This is a genomic window from Roseivirga sp. E12, assembly GCF_017592825.1.
Taxonomy (GTDB): domain Bacteria; phylum Bacteroidota; class Bacteroidia; order Cytophagales; family Cyclobacteriaceae; genus Roseivirga.
Genome location: NZ_JAGFMD010000003.1, coordinates 86,717 through 111,624, shown reverse-complemented (window position 1 = coordinate 111,624; position 24,908 = coordinate 86,717). Strand labels below are relative to the sequence as shown.

The 24,908-nt window shown below is 40.2% G+C and carries 20 protein-coding genes; 15 read left to right on the top strand and 5 right to left on the bottom strand.

Annotated elements, in window-relative coordinates; genetic code table 11:
* Positions 1–5: 5 nt before the first annotated feature.
* The 3 genes from J4E76_RS09950 to J4E76_RS09940 all read left to right on the top strand — a co-directional run bounded on the left by J4E76_RS09950 (position 6) and on the right by J4E76_RS09940 (position 3,162).
* A complete protein-coding gene (locus J4E76_RS09950) occupies positions 6–1,025 on the top strand; it encodes a histidine kinase (protein ID WP_208503700.1) in 1,020 nt (339 codons plus the stop codon).
* Between the two features lies 1 nt (position 1,026).
* The gene (locus tag J4E76_RS09945) at positions 1,027–1,791 is read left to right on the top strand and encodes a LytTR family DNA-binding domain-containing protein (RefSeq protein WP_208503695.1); all 765 of its coding nucleotides are present in this window, start codon (positions 1,027–1,029) and stop codon (positions 1,789–1,791) included.
* A 147-nt stretch (positions 1,792–1,938) separates the two neighbouring features.
* Positions 1,939–3,162 (top strand): hypothetical protein, encoded by a 1,224-nt coding sequence (locus J4E76_RS09940; RefSeq protein ID WP_208503694.1) that lies wholly within the window; start codon positions 1,939–1,941, stop codon positions 3,160–3,162.
* 91 nt (positions 3,163–3,253) lie between these two features.
* Here the strand turns inward: J4E76_RS09940 and J4E76_RS09935 are convergent, their stop codons facing one another.
* Positions 3,254–3,880, bottom strand: a complete 627-nt coding sequence (locus J4E76_RS09935; protein WP_208503691.1) for a cytochrome c oxidase subunit 3 — start codon at positions 3,878–3,880, stop codon at positions 3,254–3,256.
* 132 nt (positions 3,881–4,012) lie between these two features.
* Here J4E76_RS09935 and mfd point away from each other — a divergent pair, with 132 nt between their 5' ends.
* Positions 4,013–7,363, top strand: coding sequence for a transcription-repair coupling factor (gene mfd / locus J4E76_RS09930; RefSeq protein WP_208503690.1), 3,351 nt, complete (start codon positions 4,013–4,015; stop codon positions 7,361–7,363).
* Here mfd and J4E76_RS09925 read toward each other — a convergent pair.
* Genes J4E76_RS09925 through J4E76_RS09915 form a run of 3 tightly spaced genes read right to left on the bottom strand, consistent with a single transcriptional unit; the run spans position 7,344 to position 9,837 of the window.
* A complete protein-coding gene (locus tag J4E76_RS09925; protein WP_208503688.1) occupies positions 7,344–7,931 on the bottom strand; it encodes a hypothetical protein in 588 nt (195 codons plus the stop codon). The genes mfd and J4E76_RS09925 overlap by 20 nt on opposite strands.
* Before the next feature lie 11 nt (positions 7,932–7,942).
* On the bottom strand, positions 7,943–8,668 hold the full coding sequence (locus tag J4E76_RS09920) for a LytTR family DNA-binding domain-containing protein (RefSeq protein WP_208503685.1): 726 nt from the start codon (positions 8,666–8,668) through the stop codon (positions 7,943–7,945).
* Positions 8,665–9,837: a sensor histidine kinase gene (locus J4E76_RS09915; protein ID WP_208503683.1), complete on the bottom strand. Its 1,173-nt coding sequence runs from the start codon at positions 9,835–9,837 to the stop codon at positions 8,665–8,667. The genes J4E76_RS09920 and J4E76_RS09915 overlap by 4 nt, the downstream gene beginning before the upstream one ends.
* 297 nt (positions 9,838–10,134) lie before the next feature.
* Here J4E76_RS09915 and J4E76_RS09910 point away from each other — a divergent pair, with 297 nt between their 5' ends.
* On the top strand, positions 10,135–11,688 hold the full coding sequence (locus J4E76_RS09910; RefSeq protein WP_208503681.1) for an SUMF1/EgtB/PvdO family nonheme iron enzyme: 1,554 nt from the start codon (positions 10,135–10,137) through the stop codon (positions 11,686–11,688).
* 46 nt (positions 11,689–11,734) lie between these two features.
* Here the strand turns inward: J4E76_RS09910 and J4E76_RS09905 are convergent, their stop codons facing one another.
* Entirely contained in the window at positions 11,735–12,433 is a 699-nt protein-coding gene (locus tag J4E76_RS09905; protein ID WP_208503674.1) for a ComF family protein, read from the bottom strand.
* Positions 12,434–12,463: 30 nt separating this feature from the next.
* Here J4E76_RS09905 and J4E76_RS09900 point away from each other — a divergent pair, with 30 nt between their 5' ends.
* The 10 genes from J4E76_RS09900 (at position 12,464) to J4E76_RS09855 (ending at position 24,899) form a co-directional block, all read left to right on the top strand.
* The gene (locus J4E76_RS09900; RefSeq protein ID WP_208503671.1) at positions 12,464–12,817 is read left to right on the top strand and encodes a carboxymuconolactone decarboxylase family protein; all 354 of its coding nucleotides are present in this window, start codon (positions 12,464–12,466) and stop codon (positions 12,815–12,817) included.
* A complete protein-coding gene (locus J4E76_RS09895; protein ID WP_208503669.1) occupies positions 12,810–13,175 on the top strand; it encodes a hypothetical protein in 366 nt (121 codons plus the stop codon). Before J4E76_RS09900 ends, J4E76_RS09895 begins: the two co-directional genes overlap by 8 nt.
* Positions 13,172–13,930, top strand: coding sequence for an exodeoxyribonuclease III (locus J4E76_RS09890; RefSeq protein ID WP_208503666.1), 759 nt, complete (start codon positions 13,172–13,174; stop codon positions 13,928–13,930). The genes J4E76_RS09895 and J4E76_RS09890 overlap by 4 nt, the downstream gene beginning before the upstream one ends.
* Positions 13,931–14,021: 91 nt before the next feature.
* Positions 14,022–17,399, top strand: a complete 3,378-nt coding sequence (locus tag J4E76_RS09885) for a DUF4175 family protein (RefSeq protein ID WP_208503664.1) — start codon at positions 14,022–14,024, stop codon at positions 17,397–17,399.
* An 8-nt stretch (positions 17,400–17,407) separates the two neighbouring features.
* Complete coding sequence (locus tag J4E76_RS09880; protein ID WP_208503662.1) at positions 17,408–17,809, top strand: ATP-binding protein; 402 nt, start codon at positions 17,408–17,410, stop codon at positions 17,807–17,809.
* Positions 17,809–18,237 (top strand): rRNA maturation RNase YbeY, encoded by a 429-nt coding sequence (gene ybeY, locus J4E76_RS09875; protein WP_208503661.1) that lies wholly within the window; start codon positions 17,809–17,811, stop codon positions 18,235–18,237. The genes J4E76_RS09880 and ybeY overlap by 1 nt, the downstream gene beginning before the upstream one ends.
* Positions 18,238–18,312: 75 nt before the next feature.
* On the top strand, positions 18,313–20,178 hold the full coding sequence (mnmG, locus tag J4E76_RS09870; RefSeq protein WP_208503659.1) for a tRNA uridine-5-carboxymethylaminomethyl(34) synthesis enzyme MnmG: 1,866 nt from the start codon (positions 18,313–18,315) through the stop codon (positions 20,176–20,178).
* Entirely contained in the window at positions 20,175–21,053 is an 879-nt protein-coding gene (locus tag J4E76_RS09865) for a class I SAM-dependent methyltransferase (RefSeq protein WP_208503657.1), read from the top strand. Before mnmG ends, J4E76_RS09865 begins: the two co-directional genes overlap by 4 nt.
* Positions 21,050–22,678 carry an Ig-like domain-containing protein gene (locus J4E76_RS09860; protein WP_208503655.1) on the top strand — a complete coding sequence of 543 codons (1,629 nt, stop codon included), beginning with the start codon at positions 21,050–21,052 and terminating at the stop codon, positions 22,676–22,678. Before J4E76_RS09865 ends, J4E76_RS09860 begins: the two co-directional genes overlap by 4 nt.
* 370 nt (positions 22,679–23,048) lie before the next feature.
* Positions 23,049–24,899, top strand: coding sequence for a tetratricopeptide repeat protein (locus J4E76_RS09855; protein ID WP_208503652.1), 1,851 nt, complete (start codon positions 23,049–23,051; stop codon positions 24,897–24,899).
* Positions 24,900–24,908 lie beyond the last annotated feature (9 nt).

The following is a 24,908-nucleotide window of genomic DNA, read 5'->3' as shown; positions in this document are numbered from 1 at the left end:
TAGCAGTGGCACTTTCCAAGAAGTTTAAGATACAACTTACCATAAGCCTCGTATTGGTCGGGGCTGTTTTTTTGACGCTTTATCTGACGAATGCGGACAAAGAGCTTTACCTAACTGCAGGTTGGTTAGTCATCACACTTGCCCTTGTTTGGGTTTCTAATCACTTTTTGACAAGGAGGCTTGATAAGAAATTACCCTGGCTGGAATACGGTAATAGGCGGTTTTATTGGCAATTGGGTATTGGTATATTCCTGTCTCTGCTGATAATCAATATTAGTTACTTGATTCTAAAATTCGGCCTAACTACCGACCCACCTGACGTGACTCAGATTCTTTCCATGAACGTATTGGGTATACTGATTCTATTGCCCACTATTTCGCTCAACTTTGGTATTCAGTTTTTGAGCAACTGGAAAACAGCACAGGTAAATTCTGAAACCTTCCAAAAAGAAACCATTCGAGCGGAGCTCACAACACTCAAAAATCATTTGGACCCGCATTTTCTCTTCAACAACCTGAACATTCTTTCTTCGCTTATTAGTGTGGACACAGAGTTGTCCCAAACCTACCTAGAGAAGTTTGCAGATGTTTATAGAAACATATTGAAAAGCAGTAAGGAAGAGTTAGTCACTTTGAATGAAGAGCTTAGGTTTATTGCATCATACCTATACCTATTGGAAATCCGGTTTGAGGATACGATTCAGACCTTCATTGATATTGAGAGCAAATCGCATACTTTATATCTACCTCCGCTTACCTTACAGATGCTAATAGAAAACGCCATCAAGCATAATATCATTTCGGAAATCAGGCCATTGAAAATCCATATCTCCTGTCAGAATGGATATCTATCGGTCAAAAATGAGCTTCAGGAAAAACGAGTGGAAAAACGCAACAGTGGTAAAACCGGACTTGACAATATTCAAAAAAGATATTCTTATTTTACAGACAGAGAAGTTCAAGTATTTAAAAACCCTGACAACTTTATCGTCAAAATTCCTCTAATCGACTTAGAGAGCGAGTAATATGAAAGTAGTTGTTTTCGAAGATGAAAAATTGGCCTCAGATCGATTGATCCAATTGGTCAAAAGCATCAAACCTGAGGCAGATGTGCTTACTTCTATGAAGTCTGTAGAAGCGGCAGTGCTTTGGCTTCAAAACAATGAACACCCAGACCTCATCATAAGCGATATTCAGCTATTGGATGGATCAAGCTTTGAAATATTTGATCAGGTGGAAATCAAAACACCTGTCATTTTCACCACTGCTTACGATGAATATGCCATTAAGGCATTTGAAGTAAATAGTATTGACTATCTCTTGAAACCCATCCAAAAGGAAAAGCTATCCAATGCACTGGATAAGTTTGAGCAAAAGGCCCAGCAACAAGGCGCTAGTACCCCGATTGACATGGATGAAATCAGAGCGGTGATCAGCGGGGCGACTAAAGAGTATAAATCGAGGTTCTTGGTGAAGCTCGGCCAGCGCATAAGAGCGATTCCTGTTGAAAAGATTGCCTACTTCTACTCACAGGACAAACTATCTTATCTCATGACTTTTGAGGGCCAAAAACTACCTATTGACCCTACTCTAGAGGAGTTAGAATCACTACTAGACCCGAAGCAATTCTATCGGGTAAACCGAAAGTTCTTCGTGCACTTTGATTCTGTCACAGATATCCACCCTTATTTCAAAGGCAGGGTTAAGCTTGGCCTTAACCCTCATATCGATGAGGACATAGTGGTTAGTAGTGAAAAAACGCCTGCTTTTAAAAAGTGGCTAGACCAATAGGCTGAATCAGACAGTCGGATTCGGTATTAGGCCTTCCCGTTTCAGTTCGAAAATCCCCCAGTATAACCCAGACTCATTTCAGGAGTCAGTAGGTCATCACATATTTGTATCATCGAAAAGAAACAACAACTAAAACATAAAAAGGTCATGAACTCAAAATTGAAAACCACTTTGATCGCCACTTTAGCCTTAATCAGCTCTTTCACAGTAAATGCACAAGAAGAAGCTTTGATTTATGGTAAGCTTACTACCATTGATGGCGATTCTTATACGGGCCAAATTCGCTGGGGCAAAGAAGAAGCCATTTGGACGGATATATTCAATGGCAACAAAGAAGACAATGAAAACTATCGCTACCTAAGCCGTGACGAACGTAACGACCTTAGGGATGACAGAAGAAGAGGTAACCGTTGGAACGGATGGAACATCAGTTGGAACAGTGATTACGAAACAACGCATGAGTTTCAAGCACGCTTTGGTGATATCGCCAAGCTGGAGATTCAAAGAAGGTCTGAAGTTAAGCTGACGCTTAGAAACGGTGAGACAGTCTATATAGAAGATGGCTCTAACGATTTTAACACAGAAATCCACATCATGGATGACGAACTAGGAAAAACCTCTTTCAGGTGGAGTAGAGTCGAAATGATCGAATTCATGGAAACTCCTGGCAACCTAAGAGAAAAAATGGGTGATCCACTTTACGGAACTGTTGAATTCTATGGCGGTGAGTACACTGGCTTTATTCAGTGGGACCACGATGAAAGACTTTCTGAAGACATTCTTGATGGTGACACTAGAGATGGTGATGTGAAAATCGAGTTCGGGAAACTTGCTTCAATAGAAAGAGATAGAGGCGGTAGCAACATTGTTACACAGTCTGGAAGAGAAATGTACTTGAGAGGTTCAAATGATGTAAATGGTGAAAATCGCGGCATTATTGTAACCACTGATTTTGGTAGAGTTGATATTCCTTGGAGAGAGTTTAAAAAAGTGACTTTCAAAGACGCGCCTAAAAATGCTATCTCATACGGCAGCTTTTCTAACATGAAAAAATTGTCTGGCACTGTTGAAACTAACGATGGGGAAACTTTAAGTGGAGATATTATCTACGACTTAGACGAAGCGTATACTTTCGAAATGCTTCAGGGTAAAGATGACGATGTAGAATACATTATCGCCATGGGCAATATCAAGTCTATCTCTCCTAAAAATTATGATTACTCTACAGTTGAGCTTAAGAACGGTACAGAACTATTGTTAGGTGATGCTAGAGATGTAAACGAAGATAATGATGGTGTACTAGTGTTCGCTGGTAACGGTGATCCGAAATACATCAGATGGGATGACATAAAGAAAATTACGTTTAACTAATCCAACAAAGGGCCAAGCCCAAAAGTCAAAAACAATTCTTCATAAGTCTATTGCTTGAAGGTCGCGTTTGGTCACGCGGCCTTTTTTTATGCTAAAAGCTAAATAGAAAGTAAAAGAACAGCACGATCCACGCTGCATCAGTAAAATGCCAGAAGTCTGTAAGGATTTTAAACTTGATTTTCTGGTATGGGCTGGTCGCGTAAAGAAGGTGTTTCACGACATCCTTAGATGTTTTATGGCACTCCATCAGCAAGGATACCAAGTAAATCATTACGCCCAGCACGTGAATCACATGCAGGCCGGATATAACGTATAAATACGCACCGGTTCGTTGACCACTAAAAAAAATGCTGTTAGACTGCAGCTCACGCCAACCCGTAATCTGTGCAGCTGAAAACACAAGGCCTAAAAGTAGGGTAACGCCCAACCACTTTTTAACCTCATCTAGATCGTCCTTCTCAAAAGCAGGCAATACCTTAGAAACGCTAAAACTTGAGCACAGCATAACCAATGAGCTTACAATAAAGGACTTCGGAAAGTCAATTTTTAAAAACTCACCGCTCTCCGGTCGAGAAACAGTAAAGGCAACAACCGTAAACAAAAAGATAATTCCACTCCCAATCATGCTTACATAAAGCAAAACCATATGGGGGTGCATCTCTTCAATGCGCTTGAAGGCCTCTTTCTTAAGGTCTAATTTGTTCTTTGCACTTTTCATTAGTCCATCGTAACAACTCTTTAAACGAAAGGGTTATGTGAAGCAACAAAAAAAACTCATAATCGCAAGATTCACTTTGATAAGTGGGTCTTCGAAAAATATTACATTTGCAAGCCATTCCAGACAGATTAATTGAAGGTTAAGGATTTCATAAAGGTTTATAAAGAGGACACGGTCATTCAGGCGATAGCCGAAAGAATAAAACCGAATGAGACCACCTACCTGAGGTTAAAAGGTCTGGTTGGAAGTCTAGATGCCGTAGTCGCAGCAGCTACCTATCAAGTCAATAGGCAGACTAACATTTTCGTCCTCCACGACAAGGAAGAAGCCGCATACTTCCACAATGATCTCCAAAACCTATTGGGAGACAAAGAGGTACTTCTCTTCCCAACATCATATAAGAGGCCTTATCAGTTCGATGAGACGGAAAATGCCAACATCTTAATGCGAGCCGAAATCCTGAACCGTATTAACCATAAAGCCTCTACAGGTGAACTCATTGTGACCTATCCTGAGGCCCTAACGGAAAAGGTTATTAACAAGAAGTCTCTTTCTACAAACACTTTTTCTGCCAAAGTAGGTGAGTCATTAGATGTTGCTTTTCTAACGGAACTACTACAGACTTATGACTTTGAGCAAACTGATTTTGTCTATGAAGCGGGCCAGTTCTCGGTTCGTGGTGGTATACTGGATGTCTTTTCCTATGCTCACGATTTACCCTATAGAATAGAGCTCTTTGGTAACGAAATAGATAGTATCAGAACCTTCGACCCGGTTTCACAGCTAAGCCAGGAAAGTATCAAGGAGATTAACATCATTCCTAATGTTCAAACGAAACTTTTGGAAGAGACAAGGCAGTCATTTTTGAGCTTTATTCCCAATAATTCTAAAATCTGGTTCAAAGATTATCAACAGACCTTAGACACGATTGAAAAGTATTTTCTAAAAGCGACTGAAAACTTTGATGAAATACTCGCTGTCACAGATACCCAAGTCGTTTTAAGTCCTGAACAACTATTCGAAAAACAAGAAACTTTCAAAGCCGATTTAGCCGGTTATACACAACTTGAATTCGGAAGCCGATCATACCTCAAATCAGACTATACTTTTGAATTTGATGTAGAACCACAACAGTCTTTCAACAAAGATTTTGACGTCATCGTTGAAAATTTGGGTCAATGGCAACTAAAGAACACCAGCCTCTGTATTGCAGCTGATTCGCTTAACCAAATCAGTCGGTTGGAAACCATCTTTTTAGAGCTTGACCCCACGCTGAAGGTTCTGCCCATCAACATAAGCCTGAGGCAGGGTTTTATAGATAAAAATCGCGAAATCCTCTGCTACACTGACCATCAGCTGTTTGACCGCTTTCATAAGTACAAAAGCAAGGCGAAGCATTCCAAGTCAAAAGCGCTGACGCTCAAAGAGCTTCGTTCTTTGCACCCTGGAGACTACGTTGCACACATCGATCATGGCATCGGCAGGTTTGCAGGCATGGAAAAGAAAGAGGTAAATGGTAAGCTTCAAGAATCCATCCGGTTAGTTTACCGCGATGATGACTTGCTCTATGTCAGTGTACATTCACTGCACAAGATTTCAAAATACACAGGCAAAGAAGGCGTGGCACCTGCAATGAGCAAATTGGGTAGCCAAGAATGGGAGAATAAGAAAAAACGAGTAAAGGGTAAAGTTAAAGACATTGCTAAAGACCTAATCAGCCTGTATGCCAAGCGAAAGAATGCGCCTGGTTTCGCCTTTGCACAAGATGGCTTTATGCAAGCCGAACTTGAGTCCTCATTTTTATATGAAGACACACCCGATCAGGCAACTGCGACCGAGCATGTAAAAAATGATATGGAGTTGTCACACCCTATGGATCGACTGGTCTGTGGAGATGTGGGTTTTGGTAAGACGGAAGTAGCCATTCGAGCGGCTTTCAAAGCAGCAGTAAACGGAAAACAAGTGGCAGTACTTGTGCCAACAACCATTTTGGCCATGCAGCACTTTAGAACCTTCTCTGAAAGACTCGCAAAATTTCCGCTAAGGGTAGAATACATCAATCGATTCAGGACTACCAAACAGATTAAAGAGACACTCGCGCGTGTCAAAGAAGGAAAAACAGAAATACTGATTGGTACTCACAGAATAGTCAATAAGGATGTAGAGTTTAAAGACCTCGGTCTTCTGGTCATAGACGAAGAGCAAAAGTTTGGGGTTAAGGTTAAGGATAAACTCAAGGAGTTTAGAGTTGATGTTGATGTCTTGACCTTAACAGCCACACCAATTCCACGGACGCTTCACTTTTCATTAATGGGAGCTCGTGACCTGAGCATAATCGCTACGCCTCCTCCTAACCGACAACCTGTAACTACCGAAATTCATACGTTCAATGAAGTGATCATGCGTGATGCCATCAGCTTTGAGCTTCGCAGAGGCGGTCAGGTTTTCGTGGTGCACAACAGAATTAATGATATTGAGCAGATCGGTAATATCATACTAAAGCTAGTCCCGGACGCTCGAATTGGTATTGCCCATGGGCAAATGGAGGGTAGCCTTTTAGAAAAGCGAATGGTCAAGTTTATTGAAGGTGAATATGACGTATTGGTTTCTACCAACATTATTGAGTCTGGTCTCGATATTCCGAATGCCAATACGATCATCATCAATCATGCTCATATGTTTGGGCTTTCAGACCTTCACCAAATGCGTGGCCGTGTTGGGCGTTCGAATAGAAAAGCCTTTTGTTATCTGTTGACTCCCCCAACCATAGGGCTTACATCGGAGGCAAGAAAACGACTCAGTGCATTGGAAGAGTTTTCAGATTTGGGTGATGGCTTCAAAGTGGCCATGCGCGATTTGGACATAAGAGGTGCTGGAAACTTACTGGGTGGTGAGCAGAGTGGTTTCATAACAGACCTTGGCTTTGATATGTATCACAAGATCTTGGACGAAGCGGTACAAGAGCTCAAGGAGAACGACTTCAAAGACCTTTTCGCTAAAGACTTAACAAAAGAAGCTGCTCAAGTGGTCGCACAAGACTGCACCATCGAAACAGACATGGAAATCCTTATTCCAGATAAATATGTTACAAATATCTCCGAGCGACTTGGCCTATATTCTAAGCTGGATAGTATCAAAGATGAGGAGAGGCTTCAGGAGTTTATCATCAATGTGAGTGATCGGTTCGGACCAATGCCAGACGCTGTTAAAGACTTGGTGGAGACTGTCAGGCTAAGGTGGTCTGCAGAACAGCTTGGCTTTGAAAAGGTCGTAATGAAAAATGAAGTCATGAAGTGTTACTTCATGCCATCAGACAATGAAGCATATTTTCAGTCGCCAACATTTGGCAAAATATTAGCTTTTGTACAGCAGCACCCTAGAAAGAGCAAAATGAAGGAGTATAAAACGAGGTTAATACTCACCTTCAGCGAAGTAATGTCAGTAGACGAAGGCAAGGCCTTGCTTAATCAGATGCTGGCATAAGGGCTTCATTTTGCAAAAAGTCCTCGGACTCCACTAGATAAGCTTTTACCGTATTAAATACCACTCCCAAGTGAAAACGAAATCTCAGTACATAAGGCAATAAATCTTCAGGTTTTGAGCTTATAACGCTGCTAGACATATCTCCCATTATTTCAAATGTCTTGGCGCCATGCTCCTGGTAAAAGGCTTGCGTGTCATAGATCTGAGAAATGGCCATATTTCTTTCATTCGAAATAAAGTTCAATGACTGGTTGTTTTGTGCAACATCCATAGCCGCTTTATTAAGAAACGAAAGCGAAAAACCTGCCGAGAAATCTTCTGGCTTCCTTTTCTCCTTCACATCCTCAATCCATTTCTTGATGAAATCTAGGTCTTTGGCTATTCGCGCTGAATCTCTGATAAGCCCCTCTCTATTTTCTCTTATTTCATCTACAATATTTGAAAAAGACTTTTCCGCCAGCTGTCTATTCAGATAATTCTGCCGCATTTCCGTCAAGGACATGGCCAAAATTACGGCTATGACAATTGACAAAAACTCGAAGACAGCTCTCTTGACATTGAACTTCATAAGTCACAGTTTTAGAAACTCATTAACTCTTTGAATTTAAGCGTTTGACGTCTTGAAACATCAATTTCTTCACCCCCTTTAAGGTAAATTCGCAAGCTTCCACTAAACCATGGTTCTATACGCTCGATCCACTTTAGGTTAATGATCTGTTGCCTATTTGCCCTAAAAAAAGTCTTGTCATCAAGTCTAGACTCGAGGTAATTGAGTGTTCTAGTAATCATAGGCTTCGAAGTATCGAAGTAAACGGTAGTATAATTCCCACTTACCTCAAAGAGCCTGATATCCGATAATTGAACAAACCAACAGCGCTCACCATCCTTTACAAACACTTGATCGTTAATTGTCAAAATGCCTTCCTCAGAATTGTTTTGCTCGTTTTCCTTCTTCCTTACCTTATCATAAACTTTGGAAACTGACCCAGCCAGACGCTGTTTCTGTACGGGTTTAACCAGATAGTCCAAGGCGTTATACTCAAAGGCCTTGAGTGCGTGTTCATCATATGCGGTGGAAAAGATTACCTCTGGCAATACTTCCAACTCTTCTAGCAACTCAAACCCATTTTTACCTGGCATTTGAATATCCAAGAAGATTAAATCTGGCTTCAGCTCATTGATCTTTTCTTTTGCCTCATCAGCGCTTGCAGCCTCTCCCACAATTTGAACATTGTCAAACTCTTTTAGCAATCTCTTGAGCTCGTTTCTTGCAAGCCTCGAATCATCAATTATAAGTGTTTTCATAAGGCAAATCTTTCTTTGTCATTCAAAGGTATTTTAACCGTAGCACATACCATATGCTCGTTGAGGTTTTGAACAGTAAGCCCAGAGTTCTCGCCATAGAGAAGTCTTAGGCGCTCACGAGCATTGCTGATGCCAATCCCTCTCCTTTTTTCTCCTGAGACAGGCTTTTCCCCTCTTTTCAGTTGACCAGTATTAGTAATATTAAGAAAAAGAAAATCATTGTTAATGGCCGACTTTATTATGATCTCTCCTCCATTGGGCAGGTTATTGATGCTGTGCTTAATGGCATTTTCGACCAGGGTCTGAACAATCATGGGAGGAATGAGCATCTCTTTCGTTTTCTTATCTATGTCAAAAGTATACTGCAAACGCTCTTCAAGCTGGATAGCCTCTAGTTTCAGGTAATCAAGTACAACTTCAAGCTCTTTCTCTAATGAAACCTTTTCATATTGATCAAACTGAACGGAAAACCTTAGTAAATCAGATAAATGCGTGATAGCATCTCTAGCACGTTCTGAATCCTCAACCACCAACGAACGGATGTTGTTGAGGCTATTGAACATAAAATGAGGATTGATTTGAGCTTTTAGAGTGCTTAATTCAGCATCCTTAATGGATGCAGATAGTTTCCACCCTTCTATTTCCATTTCACGAGCCTTCTGCAAATACTGATAAGCAAAGTACAAGGCTGACCAACAGATAAAATAGATAGCGTAACTGGCTACAAAGCTTAAAAGAAATACCAGCAGTTTACTTCCAGAAAAGTTGGCTATACTGGCTTGCCTAATCTTCTCCATGGTCTCTTCGTCTACCCCTTCCATTTCGGGGATACCCATCACGCCATTTAACGCCTCGGGGTCAGCAGAAGAAACAAGTACGAAAACACCAACCAGGGTTATCAAGGTTAAAATCGACAATAATGCACCTTGCAGTACACTTGCCAAAAACACTTTCGGCCAGAGTTTCGCAATTCTAAGATCTTTCCAGTTCTTACGTTTTACATAACCACGGTATAAATGACTTACAAAGACACCCAAAAATATGGCCATAAGGTTTGTGCCCAATGCGGGCAAAAACGGCATGAACATAACCATTGCTAAAAAGCTCGTTAGCATCAATCCACCCCAGCCGCCAAACTGAAGCATCCAATAGAGCTTATTTTTATTCATGTTTCAAATAAAAGAGATTTCCATAAAGACGATGATTGCCTTTGACTGAAAGGTAATATAGGCTGATCAAGTGACTTATAGTCTGTTCAAGTAATATTGGTGGTTTTTAACCTTTGAATTCTGACCTTGATGCTAAATAGGGCCAATGCATGCACTAACATTTATTCTATTTTCTGAAATATCCCTTCAATAATCTCGTTTTGGACATTGAATCAGAAGGCTGATTTTGTGATAGATTGAGTATAAATGTATATTAGCGAGTTCAATTTTCACCTGAATAAGCTTAAATAGTTAAAAATGAAAAACACAGCGGGTTATTTGAAAGTAGGCGCTCTTAGTGTTATACTTTTGTTCTCCATTAGTGCTTGCTCCAAAAAAACTAGCCAAAGTAGTACCACTGGTGCCACATATGCTACTCAAAAGAGCAACCTAGGCTTTAAGCCATATGACGATCAGGCTCTGCCTAACCCTCCTGGGATGGTATTCGTTCAGGGCGGTAGAACTATTTTGGGCTCTTATGAACAAGATCTTTACGGTGCTCGCGATAATGTTGAGAGAACCGTTACAGTCAACTCTTTCTGGATGGACGAGACAGAGGTTACCAACAAAGACTGGAGAGAGTATGTACACTATCAATACAACCCTCAAAACTTAAGCCTTCCAAAAAATATTGAGATAGAAGATCCTAATGCGAAAGGCAATGAAGATTTGGCTGATCCTATCTTACCATTTATTCCTGATCTACAGGGGCCAACCCATAGCAAGAGTAATCCGAAAATGATGGCCGACATTATTCCAAATGATGCAGTTTGGACCAGTAACTTCTCTTTTAACGATGTTTACGCTGAAAACTATTATAGCAATCCTGGATTCAACAATTACCCTGTGGTTGGAGTCACTTGGAGACAAGTTGTTGATTACTCAAAATGGAGAACCGACTTTGTAAACCTTAGACAAATCTTTGAAATGGATTTTGACGAATTACCGTTAACATTTCAAGAAGAGTTCATAGTGATTAACGAGACTACTGGAGATTATGAGTTGGGAATTGGTGGTCAGATAATAGGTGATAATAACGGTGATAAACAGGTTATCTCAGTTGAAGACTTTGATGATTTTCAGCAAGAAATCATTGAGTTCATGAATGAAGAGGTAAACAAAAGGCAGTTTATTGAAAGAGGTATCTACCTTCCTCAATTTAGACTTCCTAACGAGGCAGAATGGGAATATGCTGCAAAAGCAACCATCGGTACTGTTTACTTAGATGAAAATGAAGAGTATGGCCGGATCTATCCTTGGGATGGAAGAAGTACACGAAACCCATTTGGTAAAAAGAGAGGTGAGCACTTGGCCAACTTCAAAAGAGGTCGTGGTGACTATGCAGGTATTGCCGGTAATGTAAACAATGATGCTTCAGTAATACCTGAAGCAGTTGGAGGAAGAGAACCAAACGATTTTAACCTCTTTAACATGGCAGGAAATGTAAGCGAATGGGTGTTTGATACTTACAGGCCACTGTCATATGGAGATTTTGATGATCTAAACCCTGTTAGAAAAGATGGTACCGGTGATTCTGAGAAAGATTACGGTTGGGAATCTAGTCAAGTAAGAGACAGTGTTTCTTTCAACCCACAACTCGAATATCGTTCTTTAGTGAATGATCGATCAAAAGTATATAAAGGTGGGTCATGGAAGGATGTAGCCTACTGGATGGCTCCTGGTACGAGAAGGTATCTTGATATGGACAGAGCTACTTCTACAATTGGTTTCCGTTGTGCCATGATATCTATAGGCTCTAAGCAGCTAGACCAGTCGAATGGAATCATAAGTAGGGTTTTCGGCCGAAAGTAAACCGAATCCAAATGATATTTAAAGGCTCCAAGTTTTGGAGCCTTTTTTATTTTGCCCCACCAATTGTAGCAATGCCCATAAACTCTGGCTTACATTCTCTTAAAACTTCCAAGCAAGCAACTAATGTGGAACCTGTTGTCATGAGGTCATCGACTAATAAGACACGCTTTTCATAGAAGCTATTGTCCAATACTTTAAACACACCATCAACATTTACAATTCTGCTCAATTTGCTTCTTTTGGTTTGAGAACCTACGTGTTTCACTTTCACTAGTGAGTCAACATTCATCGGTATGCCCAAGGCCTTCGACAAGCCAAGTCCAAAGTGCTCGCTTTGATTGTAGCCTCTTTCTTTAAATCTCTTTTCGTGCAAAGGTACTGGTACAATGAGGTCATAAGCATCGGCATAGCCACTTTCTAATAGTTCTTTTCCATACCTCCTGCCTATCATTTCTCCTATTCCTGGTTGGTTACCATACTTAAGTTGGTGCAAAACCTTCTGAATCAACCCTTTCTTAAAGAAATGGGCATAAACCAATACATCTCTCACGGCAACCACCCCTTCAAATTTTTCTTTGAACTGAGGAACTTCAAGCCTATGAGTATGGGTTTTTGGTAAATTGTAGTGACATTTCGGACACAAGTACTCACTTCCTTTTGGGAGCAATTCATCACAACCTAGACATAGGTTCGGATAGAATAGAGACACGAAGTCTGAGAGGTACGTAGAAAAGGAGCCTTTCATCATTTTATTAAAGAATAAAGTAAGATAAACATGAGTATAGTACAAGAGTTTAATGACTACCGAGCCAAAATGAACGAGAAGATTCTCGAAGAGGATAATAAAGTGCTCAAGAGACTCTTTAATCTTGACACGAATGCCTTCGCTGAAGGTGAGCTTGATATTAAGACAAAGGAAGTTGTTGGCTTAGCCTGTTCAATGGTTCTTCGCTGTGATGACTGCGTCAAGTACCACCTTGGCAAGTGTTATGAAGTAGGCATTAGCACCAAACAGGTATTTGAGGTATTTTCTATTGCCAACCTTATCGGTGGTACCATAGTAATCCCTCATTTAAGAAGAGCTGTCGAATACTGGGAAAGCCTGCAAGAAGAGGCCAAAAATGTATAAAAAAGACCTTGAGTTACAAAGAAAGTGGGTGAAGCTACTCACTCAACTTGCAGAAACAATTGGCAAAAGACCCAAGGACCTAAACAGTACTTTATTTCTCATTGGTGTTCAAGAGTTAGGAAAAGGCAAGCAAAACTTCTCTAAAGAAGAAAAACAAGACCTTATGCACATAGCGATATGCAAAGTTCTAAGTTATTCGGGCTACTATGAACTTGAAGGTCTTGACAAAGATGGTTGGCCACACTGGGTGGCAATGAAGAAACTACCAAGGTTTGATCTATTGGACCAGGAAAAACTGCTCAAAATGCATGTTTTAGAGTACTTTGAAAAAGAATACAACTTGACAATCACACTATGAAAATCATTTCGTACAACGTTAATGGCATTAGGGCCGCACTTAAAAAGGGTTTTGAGACATGGCTGGCTGAAGAAAATCCAGACATTGTCTGTATACAAGAGCTCAAAGCAATGGCCGATCAGATTGAGCCATTTTACAAAGAGTTGGGTTATGAGCTCTATACTGAAACAGCGGAGAAGAAAGGCTATAGCGGTGTAGCTATATTGACCAAACATAAGCCTAAGCATGTCGAATATGGTTGTGGTAATTCGTTATATGATAGTGAAGGCCGGGTGATTAGAGCGGATTTTGAGGACTTTTCTGTCATGTCGGTTTATATGCCGAGTGGTACTAGCGGAGATGTGAGGCAGGACTTCAAATATGAATGGCTCGACTTTTTCTACGACTACGCCCATCGACTGATTAACGACATTCCTAACCTTGTCATTAGCGGTGATTATAATATAGCCCATACACCAATTGACATCCACAACCCTGTTTCAAATAAGAACTCCTCTGGATTTCTTCCTGAAGAACGAGAATGGATGACCAAATTTATCGGTTCCGGCTTTATCGATACTTTCAGGGCTTTCAACGTTGACCCTCACCATTATTCATGGTGGAGTTATAGGGCAAATTCAAGGGCGAATAATAAAGGTTGGCGCATAGATTACCATATGGCCTCCAAGCCTATGGAAGATCGGTTGACCTCAGCATCCATCCTTCCTGGAGCTCATCACTCAGATCACTGCCCAATCGTATTAGAAATTGACTGAATAAGTAGTATATTCTGCTCTTTATCAATCGTTTTACAATCCTTTACGCATGTTTTGCGTAATTAAAGTGTGAAACAAAATTTCATAGAGCATGGGATCTAATGAAGCACTTAAGAATCAACTAAAGGCCTATAAAGCAAAGTACTATAGGAATAAAGCGATTAAAGGTGCTATCATATCTGCCGCCCTGCTCCTCGCTTCATTTCTGTTTATTAACACTGTGGAGTTTTCAGGCCGCCTAGGCTCGATTGGACGGGCCGCCATGTTATATGGGTTCATTGCCATTAATATCACCTTAATCTACTGGTTTGTTGTTCGGCACTTGTTGGTTTTGAAGAATTCAAGCAAGCAGATCAGCAATGAAGAAGCAGCCCTTCAAATCGGAAAGTTTTTTCCAGAAATTTCAGATAAACTTCTGAATATCATTCAGTTAGAAAAGCTGTCCAGTCATGAAAATGAACTGCTACTCGCAAGCATTAGGCAAAAAAGCAGTACTATTCAACAGGTTCCATTCGTAAACGCCATTGACCTCAAAGCCAATAGAAAATATCTCCGGTATGTCTATACTCCGGTAGCCATTATCATAGCACTCTTGATATTTTTGCCTCAGTTCATTACCGAAAGCTCAACCAGAATAATAAACTATAATTCGGAATTTAAGGCAGAGGCGCCATTCAGTTTTTCAATAGATAGAACTCAACTCGAAGGTTTCATTGACGAACCTTTTACGCTGTCCATAGAAACCTCAGGTCAATTAAGCCCAGTTGACGTCTATATCTGGATCAATGAGCGTAAAATCAAAGTATCCAAAATAGACAATGATAAATTCGAATACAGGATTGACCGCTTGCGCGGAGATGTGAGTTTCAGCTTGGAATCTGAAGGAGTGCTTTCAGACCGATATAACATTGAAGCCTTCAATAGACCTGCCGTTGACTTGTTTAGCATGGATATAGAGTACCCTGAGTACACACTAAGAGAAAACGAGAATATCCGCAATTCTGGTAATTTGACGGTACCTGAGGGGACTGAGGTAAGTTGGAAGTTCAACACAAAACACACTGAATCACTTTCTATTCACTTTGAAAATCCGGCAGAAGCATTAGCTGCAGAATTAGTAAATGAAGAAGAGTTTCTTTTAGAAAGAACGATTAGTAAGTCGGGGCCGTATTCTATTCAGCTTAAGAATGAATTCAGCAGTAATAAAGATTCTCTAAAGTTTCAAATTGAAGTGATTAAGGATCGATATCCTGAAATCGTATTAGACCAGTTTCAGGACACCGTTCTTTATAAAAACATAGTTCTGGGTGGAAACATCAAAGATGACTATGGGTTCTCATCCCTCTCTTTCCACTATTCTTATGATGATGAACAAACATTCGAGTCTTTTACAATTCCATTCAATCAGGAACTTTCCGATCAGAGCTATTATCAAGTTTATACACTGGATTCAGCCAAAATTCAAGCTGGGGCAGAATTAAAGTATTACATGCAAGTGGCCGACAACGATGCGGTTAATGGTTCAAAAGCTGTCAAATCAGCTACTTATAGTTTCAAAATTCCTTCATTGGAAGAAATTGAAGCTGAAATTGAGGCTAACGACCGACAGATTCAAAGCGAAATAGACAAGACACTCGAGGATGCTAAAGAGCTGAACAAAATGATCGAAGAAGCCGATGAAAGGCTCAAGACTAAGAAAAAGATAGAGTGGCAGGACGAGAAGCTGATGCAAGAAATTTTGGATCAAAAAGACAAGCTTGCCGAAAAGGTTGACGAGCTCAAAAAGCAAAACAACCAAAACAACCAAAAACTCGAGCAGTTCAAACCTCAAAATGAATCCATTAAGCAAAAGATGGAACAGCTTCAGGAAATCATGGACAATGTATTGGATGATGAGATGAAGAAGCTCTACGATGAGCTAAGAGAGTTGTTAGAGGAACAGTCTGATATAGAGGAGTTTAGAGAAAAAATGGACGATCTCCGGGAAAATAGCGGTAACCTGGAAGAAGACCTCGAAAGAACTTTAGAACTCTTCAAAAAGCTTCAGTTTGATAAAATGCTTGAAGATAATATTGAGAAACTACAGGAGGAGATAGATGATCAAGAGGCTCTGAATGAAGAAACTGAAAAGGGTGAAAAAAGCAACGAAGAGCTTGCCGAAGAGCAGAAAAAAGAGCAGGAAGACTTAGAAAAACTTCAAGAAGAGCTAGACAAGCTTAATGAATTAAATCAAGATCGCAAAAACCCTGATAGCCTGCCAGAAGACTTGGACGAAAGCCTTGAAGAAGCAAAAGATGAACAGCAAAAAGCACAAGATGAACTGAGCGATAAAGGAGAAAATGAGGAGGGAGAGAAAGAAGAAAACTCTTCAGAAGAAGGGCAAGAAAAAAGTGAAAGCCAAGAGTCCGAAAGCCAGCAACAGCGACAGAATGCCTCTCAATCTCAAAAGCGTGCTGCCGAAAAGATGAAAGAGGTAAAACAGAGCCTTCAGTCCATGCAAAGCGGTGCCCAAATGGAGCAGCAGCAAGAAAACCTGGAAAACTTAAGAGATCTTGTCGACAACTTAGTTACTCTTTCCTTTAATCAAGAAGGCTTAATGAACGAGTTTAAGGAGATACGACAAAGCGATCCTAGATATGTTAAGCTATCTCAACGTCAGCTTAAGCTACAAGATGACTCCAAGATCATTCAAGACAGTCTCATTTCATTATCTCAAAGAGTATTTCAAATATCCTCCTTTGTAATGCGTGAATTGGGAGAAATGAATCGCCAAATGGATGGTGCTGTCGAGACACTCAAAGAAAAACGTATTAACCAAGCAGTCGGTAAACAACAGTTTGCTATGACTGCCATAAACAACTTGGCTCTTTTACTTGATGACGTTGTTCAGCAAATGCAGCAGCAAATGGCCAGTCAAATGGGTCAAGGGAAATCAAAAGGAAATCAAAAGAATAAACCACAAATGGGTGGTTTAAGTGAGCTACAACAGCAGCTTAGTGAGCAAATCAAAGAACTAAAAGAGAGCGGCATGTCAGGACGCCAACTCAGTGAGCAGTTAGCCAAACTAGCCTCTCAACAAGAAAGACTCAGAAATGCGCTTGAAAATTTTGAAACGGGCCTTGATGGAAATAAATTGGGCGAGAAAATTGATCAGTTGATCAATCAAATGGAAGAAAATGAATGGGATCTCATCAACAAAAGCATTACTGATGAGACTGTTCAGAGACAGCAAGATATATTAACCCGTTTGTTAGAAGCCGAAAACTCGGTTCAAGAAAGGGGTGAGGACGAGGAAAGAAAAGGAAGAACAGCCTTTGACTACGACCTGTCTATTCCAGAATCTCTTAATGAATACTTAAAAGCCAAAGAAAAGGAAATCGAATTGCTAAAAACTATCCCAGCAAAGCTGAATCCCTATTATAAAAGAGAGACAAATAAGTATTTCAAAAAGATCAAGGAAAAGAATTGAGCCCTTCAATGAAGAACATAAGCATCGAAATACCATCTCTTGTTGAGAACATTCGCATAGTCGAGAGCTTCGTAGACAACGCCAAAGAAGAATACAGCCTAACCGATGATCTTTATGGTAATATTATGATTGCAGTCATTGAATCGGTTAATAATGCCATCATCCATGGTAATAAGGCCGATAAAGCCAAAAATGTCTTGCTTAGTGCCAATTTACAAGACGAGCAGATAGTATTCACAGTCTCCGATCAAGGAGCTGGTTTTGATCATCAGAACCTTCCGGATCCAACAGCACCTGAGAACGTAGAAAAAATTGGCGGTCGCGGAATCTTCCTGATCAAGAACCTTGCTGACGAAGTAAACTTCAAAAGTGACGGCAGTACCTTGGAACTTACTTTCTACCTCAATTAATGTCAAAGATCAACTTCTTCCAAGAAGAGATCTCCTTCCCGCTATCCCATAAGCGCATACTTAAGTCATGGATCAGTCAAGTTGTTGAGCAGCATGACCAGATAATTGATTCAATCAATTTCATTTATTGTTCAGACAACTATTTACTCAAAGTTAACCAGCAGTACCTTGATCATGACTATTACACTGACATCATCACCTTTGACAATCGCGAAGATGACAGTGCTCCAATCGATTCCGATATTTTCATATCCATCGACAGAGTTAAGGACAATGCTAAACGACTCAAGATTCCTTACAAGCACGAACTTCATCGCGTAATGATTCATGGCATTCTCCACCTTCTTGGAAAACAGGATAAAACCGAAGCTCAAAAAACAGAGATGAGAAAAAGCGAAGAAGCTTCTTTATCTTTGCTGCACATTTGAAGAAACACAAAGTGTTCCACGTGAAACTTTTTCGACTAGCGCAACTGTTTCACGTGGAACTATTGATTTAAGGATATGTATCCAGCATACGATGTTATAGTAGTAGGGGCCGGTCATGCCGGGTGTGAAGCCGCAAATGCTGCTGCACGAATGGGTTCAAAAGTTCTACTGATCACAATGAACATGAACACCATTGCCCAGATGTCATGTAATCCTGCGATGGGGGGTGTGGCCAAAGGGCAGATAGTTCGTGAGATTGACGCACTCGGTGGAATGTCAGGTATCATTTCTGACAAGTCCATGATCCAGTTTCGCATGCTCAACAAATCAAAAGGCCCAGCGATGTGGAGTCCAAGAACTCAAAACGACCGCATGCGTTTTGCAGAAGAATGGCGTTTAGCATTGGAGGCTAATCCCAACATTGATTTCTGGCAAGAAATGGTCACAGGCATTCTGGTGAAAGACAATGTTGTCACCGGTGTCACAACTGGCATGGGCATTGAATTCAAAGCCAAGTCCGTCATACTTACATCAGGCACCTTCCTAAATGGTATCATACACATTGGTGAAAAACAATTTGGAGGGGGAAGAACAGGGGAAGGAGCTTCAACGGGAATAACAGAACAATTGGTAAGCATCGGTTTCGAAGCTGGCAGGATGAAGACTGGCACCCCTCCTCGCGTTGATGGCCGCTCTTTAGACTACAGTAAAATGGAGGAGCAAGCTGGAGATGAACAACCGGAGAAATTCTCGTTCAGTCATTCAACTCGTCCACTCAAAGAACAAAGGAGCTGTTATATAACATATACCAATCCTGAAGTGCATCAAACATTAGAGAAAGGTTTCGACAAGTCTCCCATGTTCAATGGAAGAATACAGGGAATAGGTCCTCGGTATTGCCCCTCTATAGAGGACAAAATCAATCGTTTTGCGGAACGAAACAGGCACCAAATTTTCGTTGAGCCAGAGGGTTGGAATACTGTTGAAATATATGTCAATGGTTTTTCTACTTCCCTTCCGGAAGACATTCAGTACGAAGCAATCAAAAAGATTAGTGGCTTCGAGAATGTCAAAATGTTTAGGCCTGGGTATGCCATTGAATACGATTACTTTCCACCAACACAACTGAATCATACGCTTGAAACGAAGTTAGTTTCCAACCTTTACTTTGCTGGCCAAATCAACGGCACGACAGGTTATGAAGAGGCAGCTTGTCAAGGCCTAATGGCCGGAATCAATGCTCACCTAAAGAGCACTAAAAAAGAAGAGTTCACCTTATCACGTTCGGAAGCATACATTGGCGTTCTCATTGATGACCTCATCAATAAAGGCACAGATGAACCTTATCGTATGTTTACGTCAAGAGCCGAGCACAGAATACTTCTTAGACAAGACAATGCAGACCTAAGACTAACACAAAAGGGATATGATCTTGGCCTAGCAACTCAAGAGCGATATGACACTATGAAAGCCAGATCAGGTCAGATTCACAAACTTCTCAACGACCTAGAACAGAAAAAGGTAGATCCTTCTGAAGTAAATCCCACACTTGAATCACTTTCAAGTGCAGCAATTCAGCATAGAACGAACCTGGCTAAGTTGGTCAAGAGGCCACAAGTTCATATTAGTGACCTTAAACAAGTAAACGATTCCCTTGAAGAATACTTTGATAAGTATGAGCAAGACATTCTTGACGGTGCTGATATACATATCAAGTATGCGGATTATATCGATAAAGAAACGAAGCTAGCAGAACGTGTATCGGAACTAGAGGGACTCCGAATAAAAGAAACATTTGACTTTAAGAGTATACCGGCTTTATCATCGGAAGCAAAAGAGAAACTAGAAAAGATCAGGCCTAAAACCATTGGCCAGGCTTCAAGAATCAGCGGTGTCTCGCCTGCCGACATTTCAGTACTAATGGTATACATGGGCCGATGATCAACGAAACGCTTACATGCTGTCCAATATGTCATAGTAGAGAGTTACAAGAACACATCGATGTTATAGATCATTTCGGTGATAAAGAAAACTTCAAGCTCTGTCTTTGCAAGCAATGTCAGACTCTCATTACAAATCCTCGACCATCCATTGATAACATTGTAACCTACTATAAATCAAATAGTTACGTGTCTCATGGAGACAAAAAGGGTGGTTTTTTCAATATAATATACAGCAAGGTTCAAAAGATCAATTTCAAACGAAAACATAGCATTCTTAAAAAATACACTCTTGACAAACAACACCTCGACTTTGGCTGTGGGACAGGAGCGTTCCTCAAATTTTTGAAAACCAAAGAATGGAGCGTTACTGGTATTGAACCAGACCAAAAAGCCTACAATATTGCAACCAAGAACATTTCTTCTGTCTACCAAAAACTAGATCAATTACCTTCTGATCAAACCTTCTCTTCAATCAGTCTTTTCCATGTACTTGAGCATGTACATGATTTAGAGCATACTCTTAAAACACTGATATCACACCTTGATAAAAACGGGATCATTATACTCGCTCTCCCTAACTACAAATCTGAGGATGCACAGCGCTACGGCAATCACTGGGCTGGCTATGATGTACCACGTCACCTCTATCATTTCTCACAAAAAAGCGTCCACCAGCTGGCCAAAACTTTTGGTCTGAATATTGTTGCTACGCATCCCATGAAATTTGATAGCTATTATGTTAGTTTACTTTCCGATGAGTACCTCAACAAAAAGAAGAGCTACTACAAGGCATTCATTAATGGATACCTCTCTAATAGAAAAGCCGTTAAAACTAATGAGTATAGCAGCCTCATTTATGTACTAAGCAGATGACACCTATTAGAACCCGTACAGCTTTATCTCTAATCCTTCTGCTATTCATTGGTTCATGTGCCAGAGTAGGAGCACCAACAGGTGGTCCAGAAGATGAAACCCCACCCGTACTCATAAGTTCAACACCAGAAGCAGGCACCACTAATTTTGAGGGTCAAACAATTCAACTGTCCTTTGATGAAAGAATAATTACTAGGTCAATCGAAACCGATCTCATCATTACACCAAAACCAGCTGGTACCTATAGAGCCAGAGTTAACAAGAATGTCCTCTCCCTGAGTTTCACTGAGCCCTTTCAAGAAAATACTACCTATAACTTGAGCTTTGGAAGTACAATCCAGGACATTACAAATAACAACCCAGCCGAAGGCATTAATCTGAGCTTTTCAACAGGAGAATACATCGACTCGTTGACAATAGCGGGAAAGGTTCTAAACCTCTATACTCAAGACCCTATAGAAAACCTCTTAGTTTCACTTTATTCAGAAAGCGATTCATTAGACATTCTAACAGGGCCAGCATCCTATTACAGCCGTACAGACTCAGCCGGCAACTACAACTTCAGAAACTTGCCTAGTGGTCAGTTTCGAGTTTATGCTGTTAGAGACAAAAACAATAACAGCCAAGCCGATAGTGAAAGTGAGCTATATGGATTCTATCCAGACACTCTCTCACTCAGTAGTTCACTTACCAACATTGACTTCACTATTCAGAGTTTAAATACAGAAAGAATTCGCACTGTTTCTGCCCGAAACTTTGGAATTTATTATGACATCTCATTTAATAAATCAGTTAGTAATTTCGAGATAGTCGAAGGAGAAGATCTAATATACAGCATACCTGAAGCTTCTAAAGTACGCTTCTATCCCATGGATAGGCCTACCTCCGATACTACACAACTCATTTTTAGTGTGAAAGACTCTCTCAATAGTGTCTTTTTAGATACTGTACAAGTCTCTTTCAATGAATCTAGGTTAGATCCTGCAGCCTTTAGCTTCGAAGTGAGCCCAAGTACTAATCAACTTCCTCCAAAAGACACTATTTCAATTTCTTTTAATAAACCTGTCCTTCAATTTAACGCTGATAGCCTCTATTATCAGCTTGACAGTACAACCACACACCAGATAGACCCAACCCTCATTAGTTGGGATAAACTCAATACTCAGGCCTCATTTCCAATAGATATAGTAGAACTACTAAATCGAGTATCAAGCCCTAACATCTTTCTAGTGTTTAAAACTGGTGCTTTTATCTCAGCCGATAATGACACTTCTATTCAGCAAGACAAAAGCATTTCCCTTTTGACAACCGATGACTCAGCTGTTATTGGTGGCTCGGTCGTATCTGACCATGAACAAATCATCGTTCAATTACTTGATTCACGGACACATGATGTAGTCCGCACATCTAATTCAAAAGAGTTTCTATTCACTTATCTCTCTGCTGGCCGCTACATGATAAGGGTTATTAAAGACATCAATGGAAATGGAAAATGGGACATTGGAAACCTCTTGAATTGGGAAAGCCCCGAGCCAGCTAAGTTCTACTTTGACGACTTTTACAAAACCAAATTCATAGAAGTTAGGAAGAATTGGGAGCAGACTGATGTCAATGTCTTCTTCTAACCGCAAGTATAACTTGTGTATAAGTCATTATATCCCATCAACTTCTCCACAGAAATCATAGTAGAATTTTTCTCAGCTCGCTAAACATGGATAACCCATACATTCCAAACAATGTATCACCACATCATCCACACATTTTATCAAGAAGACCACTTATCCACCGAAACAATCACTTATCAATATCTGACCAATAACTACTTAATAAGCAAGAGATTAACAAGTGCATAAATTGTGAAGAATAACTGTATTGCAAACATTTCGTAAACAAATGTCTTAGATTAGTGTGAATCGAAAAAGATTTCCACATATCCACAGCCCTAATAGAAACAACTTAAGTTTATATAAAGAATAATATACTAATATGAGTGTGTTGAAACTGTTGATAAAGTCTTGCCTTACTGCTGTAGCTTGCATCATCATTAATTCAAATTATGCACATGCCCAAACAAATGATCCCGTTGAAATTGCCAAAGAATACTACAACCAGGGTGAATTTGAAAAAGCCAAGGAGGAATTTCAGAAGCTTGCGAGAAACAGACGAAATATTTCGAGAATTCACGATACGTATTTCAAATTACTTCTTACAATGGAGGAATTCGATGAAGCAGAGAAGTACCTCAAAAATGTGGTTAAGAATAATCCCACAAATTTCATCTATGAAGTGGATTTAGGAGTGCTTTACCGGACTCAAAATGAAGAGGATAAAGCAAACGAATTGCTCGAAAATGTCATTAAAAAGATTACCGACAAGGCTGCTGTAGAAAAGAAATCCAATGAGACCCGATTTCTAGCACAAGTATTTTTTGAAAGGAATTTTAGGGATAAGGCACTTGATACCTATATCAAAGGAAGAAATGCCTTAGGACAGGAAGACTTATTTGCTCTCGATTTAGCCAATGTTTATCGACTGATGAACAAAAAGCAGCCAATGATTTCTGAGTATCTCAATTTTTCTAAGAATCAGCCCCAAAACTTGAATTATGTAAAAAATTCACTTCAACGATATTTACAAGAACCTGCGGACTTGGATACTCTCGAAATGTCATTGTACAACGTCATTCAAAAGGAAGCGGGTAATAGTACTTACAATAACCTTTTAGTATGGACCCATCTTCAACAGAAGAATTTTTCAGCGGCACTCAGACAAGCAAGAGCACTTGATAGAAGACTAGCTAATAATGGCGATAATATAATGAACGTGGCAATGATTTCATTTAGAAATTCGGACTACAAAACTTCAAAGAAGGCATTTGGTTACATAATTGAAGATTTTCCAGAGAGTCCGAGCCGAAGACTTGCCTCACGTTATGTTTTACTCTCAGAAGAAGAGGTTCTTAAAAAGTCTTATCCAGTAGATACCACAGCGATTCGAGATCTTATTAAAAGGTACGAAGTCTATATTTCTGAATCGAGAGATGTGTTTTCAGTGATGGAATCTCAGAGGCGCATAGCTTTGTTACAGGCATTTCAACTTAACGAAATTGACAATGCCATAGAAACCCTCACAAGCATGCTAGAACAACAGGTAGGTAGACATAATGTTGTAGCGGAAGCCAAAATGGACCTAGCAGATATATACCTACTTAACAAAGAACCTTGGGAATCTATTTTGCTCTATGGTCAAGTTGAAAGGATGTTTAAGGACGAACCTTTGGGCTATACCGCCAAACTCAAAAGCGCAAAGCTATCATACTTCAAAGGTGATTTCGAGCTTGCTCAGAGCAACTTAGATATTTTAAAACTCGCTACGTCAAGAGAGATTGCCAACGATGCGTTAGACCTCAGTATTCTTATAAAGAACAATACGGTATTTGATAGTACGGATGTGGTGATGCAAGAATATGCGAGTATTGAATTATTACTATTTCAAAATCAGAAGTTAGAGGCCTTACAGGCCATGGACTCGATGTTGGTTAAGTACAATTACCACTCTATTGTAGATGAGTTACTTTATCTGCGAGCTCAAACAGAAAGAGAGTTAGGGAATTTTGATAGCGCACTGTTATCGCTAAATAAGATTAACGAAGCCCATTATTTCGAAATACTAGGAGATGATGCTTTATTTCTGACAGGAATTATCCACCAAGATGACCTTGGGAACACTGAATCAGCAATGACAGTTTATAATGATCTACTCACAAAGTTTCCTGGGAGTATATTCGTTGCCGAAGCTCGCACAAGGTTCAGGGAGCTTCGCGGTGATTTCAACAACGAGAATTAGGTATATTTA